Source organism: Streptomyces sp. NPDC058877, assembly GCF_042742855.1.
Classification (GTDB): Bacteria; Actinomycetota; Actinomycetes; order Streptomycetales; family Streptomycetaceae; genus Streptomyces.
The window spans coordinates 1-4,018 of the sequence record NZ_JBHYMF010000328.1 but is presented as its reverse complement, the minus strand read 5'-3'; the positions used below and the strand labels follow the sequence as shown (position 1 = coordinate 4,018).

Below are 4,018 nucleotides of genomic sequence, written 5' to 3'. Positions count from 1 at the left end.
GCGCCGCTGTGCTGCGTCCGGACGTTCTGCGGAGTCCTCCGCAAGTCCTCCGCGCCCTTCAGGCGCGGCCCATCGCCCGGGTGAGGGCGATCTCGATGACGACCCGGTCCGGGTTCGGGGTCGGCGTGCGTCCGTAGCGCTCGGCATAGCGGGCGACGGCGTCCGCGACGACCTCGGCGTCCGTCCGGATGTGGGCGATGCCCTCCAGGGTGGCCCAGCGCCCCTTGTCGACCTGGCAGACCGCGACCCGCGCGCCGTCCGCGCCCGCCGCCAGGACGTTGGCGACCTTCCGGCTGTTCTTGTTGGTGATCACGCGCGCGTACCCCTGCTCGGGGTCGTAGGTGACGCCGACCGCGACGACGTGCGGGGTTCCGTCCGGGCGCGGGGTGGTCAGGGTGCACATGTGGTACTCGCGCCAGAAGCTGAGGTACGAGTCGGAGGGGTTCCTCGGGTCTGTGGCCATGTCGGGAAACTACCCGGGCAGGACTCCCTTCAATAACTTGAGTCCATTCCACTCAGCTTTGTGTATGGTGGAAGGGTCAAAGGAAGAAGTGGACCCGCGACCTTCGAGGAGGAGCACCGCACGTGGACGCCGAACTGACCAACAGGAGCCGGGACGCGATCAACGCGGCGACCAGCCGCGCCGTGTCCGAAGGGCATCCGGACCTGACCCCCGCACACCTGCTGCTCGCACTCCTCGCAGGTCAGGACAACGAGAACATCGTCGACCTGCTCGCCGCCGTCGAAGCCGACCAGGCCGCCGTCCGCTCCGGCGCGGAGCGCCTGCTCGCCGCCCAGCCGAGCGTCACCGGGTCCACCGTCGCGCCGCCGCAGCCCAACCGCGAGCTGCTCGCCGTCATCGCGGACGCCGCGCAGCACGCCAAGGAGCTCGGCGACGACTTCCTGTCGACCGAGCACCTGCTCATCGGGATCGCCGCCAAGGGCGGTCAGGCCGGTGAGCTCCTCGACCAGCAGGGCGCCAGCGCGAAGCGGCTGCTCGACGCCTTCGAGACGAACAGGGGAGGACGCCGGGTGACCACGCCCGACCCGGAGGGTCAGTACAAGGCACTGGAGAAGTTCGGCACGGACTTCACCGCCGCCGCGCGCGAGGGCAAGCTCGACCCGGTCATCGGCCGCGACCACGAGATCCGGCGCGTCGTCCAGGTCCTGTCCCGCCGTACCAAGAACAACCCGGTCCTCATCGGCGAGCCCGGCGTCGGCAAGACCGCCGTCGTCGAGGGACTGGCCCAGCGGATCGTGAAGGGCGACGTCCCCGAGTCCCTGAAGAACAAGCGCCTCGTCTCGCTCGACCTCGGCGCGATGGTCGCCGGCGCCAAGTACCGGGGTGAGTTCGAGGAGCGCCTCAAGACCGTCCTCTCCGAGATCAAGGAGAGCGACGGGCAGATCATCACCTTCATCGACGAGCTCCACACGGTCGTCGGCGCGGGCGCCGGCGGCGACTCGGCGATGGACGCGGGCAACATGCTCAAGCCGATGCTGGCCCGCGGCGAACTGCGCATGGTCGGCGCGACCACCCTCGACGAGTACCGCGAGCGGATCGAGAAGGACCCCGCCCTGGAGCGCCGCTTCCAGCAGGTCCTGGTCGCCGAGCCGACCGTCGAGGACACCATCGCGATCCTGCGCGGGCTCAAGGGCCGCTACGAGGCGCACCACAAGGTGCAGATCAACGACTCCGCCCTGGTGGCCGCCGCGACCCTCTCCGACCGGTACATCACCTCCCGCTTCCTCCCCGACAAGGCCATCGACCTCGTCGACGAGGCCGCTTCCCGGCTCCGCATGGAGATCGACTCCTCGCCCGTCGAGATCGACGAGCTCCAGCGCTCCGTGGACCGGCTGCGGATGGAGGAGCTGGCGCTGAAGAACGAGACGGACGCCGCGAGCCGGCAGCGTCTGGAGAAGCTCCGTCGCGACCTCGCCGACCGCGAGGAGGAACTGCGCGGCCTGACCGCCCGCTGGGAGAAGGAGAAGCAGTCCCTGAACCGCGTCGGCGAGCTGAAGGAGCGCCTCGACGAGGCCCGTGGCCGCGCCGAGCGCGCCCAGCGCGACGGTGACTTCGACACCGCCTCCAAGCTGCTGTACGGGGAGATCCCGGCCCTGGAGCGGGAGCTGGAGGAGGCGTCCGAGGCCGAGGCCCAGCAGGAGTCCGCCAAGGACACCATGGTCAAGGAGGAGGTCGGCCCGGACGACATCGCGGACGTGGTCGGCTCCTGGACCGGCATTCCCGCCGGCCGCCTCCTGGAGGGCGAGACCAAGAAGCTGCTCCGGATGGAGAGCGAGCTCGGCAAGCGGCTGATCGGCCAGTCCGAGGCCGTCCAGGCCGTTTCCGACGCGGTGCGCCGCACCCGCGCCGGGATCGCCGACCCCGACCGGCCCACCGGCTCCTTCCTCTTCCTCGGCCCGACCGGCGTCGGCAAGACCGAGCTGGCGAAGGCGCTCGCGGACTTCCTCTTCGACGACGAGCGGGCGATGATCCGCATCGACATGTCGGAGTACGGGGAGAAGCACTCCGTGGCCCGGCTGGTCGGTGCGCCTCCCGGCTACGTCGGCTACGAGGAGGGCGGCCAGCTCACGGAGGCGGTGCGCCGCCGCCCGTACAGCGTGGTGCTGCTCGACGAGGTGGAGAAGGCGCACCCGGAGGTCTTCGACGTCCTGCTCCAGGTCCTCGACGACGGGCGCCTGACCGACGGGCAGGGCAGGACGGTGGACTTCCGCAACACCATCCTGATCCTCACCTCCAACCTGGGCAGTCAGTTCCTGGTGGAGCCGCTGATCGCGGAGGACGTCAAGAAGCAGCAGGTCCTGGAGGTCGTGCGGGCGAGCTTCAAGCCCGAGTTCCTCAACCGGCTCGACGACCTCGTCGTCTTCTCGGCCCTGGACCGGGCCGAACTGGGGCGGATCGCACGGCTCCAGATCGATCGGCTCGCCAAGCGACTCGCGGAGCGGCGGCTCACCCTGGACGTCACCCCGGAGGCGCTGGAGTGGCTCGCCGAAGAGGGCAACGACCCCGCCTACGGTGCCCGGCCGCTGCGCCGCCTGATCCAGACGGCGATCGGCGACCGGCTCGCCAAGGAGATCCTCGCGGGGGAGATCGAGGACGGCGACACGGTCCGGGTGGACCGCTTCGAGGACGGCCTGATCGTCGGGGCCGCCGAGTAGGGCGGCTGCCGGTCCGCTGTGGTGGCGGGTGTGCGGTGCCGCGGCGGACCGGCGCGCTCCGTGCGGTGCGGTGCCGGCCGTCCCACCGGCACGGCCGCTTCCCGTTCCCCCAGCGGCGGGAGATCGTGTCAGCCCGCAGCGGATCTCACCGTTTCGGGCCCTGTAGGACTTGCCACGTACCGCCCGGCATGGGAGAGGATGGCGAGCATCCGTACGAAGGGAAATACACGGTGAGCATCGACCCGTCCTCGATTCCGAATTTCGGGGGCCAGCCCCAGCCTCAGGCCGCAGGACCGGCGGGCCCCGTCGTCCCGGACCAAGACCTCGTCAAGCAGCTCCTCGACCAGATGGAACTCAAGTACGTCGTCGACGACGAGGGTGACCTCGCGGCGCCGTGGGAGGAGTTCCGCACGTACTTCATGTTCCGCGGCGAGGGCGAGCAGCAGGTCTTCTCGGTGCGGACGTTCTACGACCGTCCGCACTCCGCCGACGACCGCGCGAAGATCCTCGACGCGATCGACGACTGGAACCGCCGCACCCTCTGGCCCAAGGTCTACACCCACCTGCACGAGGAGGAGAACGGCTCCGCCACCCTCCGCCTCATCGGTGAGGCCCAGATGCTGATCGGCACCGGCGTCTCCCTGGAGCACTTCGTCTCCTCCACGGTCAGCTGGGTCCGCGCGTCCATCGAGTTCGACAAGTGGATCGTCGAGCAGTTCGGCCTGGAGTCCCCGGAGGACAAGGAGTCCGGCGAGGCCGGCTCCGAGTAGGCGCCGGCGTCCGCACCCGCGCCTCCACGCGCGGCACGCAGCCGGACGAGGGCCCGGCCGGGGCCGCGGTC

General features: G+C 70.3%; 3 protein-coding genes. 2 read left to right on the top strand and 1 reads right to left on the bottom strand.

Annotation, left to right across the window (positions count from 1 at the left end):
* Positions 1-58 precede the first annotated feature (58 nt).
* The gene (locus ACFW2Y_RS34935; protein WP_384887516.1) at positions 59-463 is read right to left on the bottom strand and encodes a pyridoxamine 5'-phosphate oxidase family protein; all 405 of its coding nucleotides are present in this window, start codon (positions 461-463) and stop codon (positions 59-61) included.
* A 122-nt stretch (positions 464-585) separates the two neighbouring features.
* On the opposite strand from ACFW2Y_RS34935, the gene clpB reads away from it, so the two are divergent.
* The gene (clpB, locus tag ACFW2Y_RS34930; RefSeq protein WP_384887513.1) at positions 586-3,177 is read left to right on the top strand and encodes an ATP-dependent chaperone ClpB; all 2,592 of its coding nucleotides are present in this window, start codon (positions 586-588) and stop codon (positions 3,175-3,177) included.
* A 230-nt stretch (positions 3,178-3,407) separates the two neighbouring features.
* A complete protein-coding gene (locus ACFW2Y_RS34925) occupies positions 3,408-3,947 on the top strand; it encodes a YbjN domain-containing protein (RefSeq protein ID WP_384887511.1) in 540 nt (179 codons plus the stop codon).
* The last annotated feature ends 71 nt before the right edge of the window (positions 3,948-4,018 follow it).

Excerpts from the sequence above, each read along its gene's own strand:
- ACFW2Y_RS34935 (WP_384887516.1), bottom strand. The coding sequence starts at position 463 with ATGGCCACAGACCCGAGGAACCCCTCCGACTCGTACCTCAGCTTCTGG.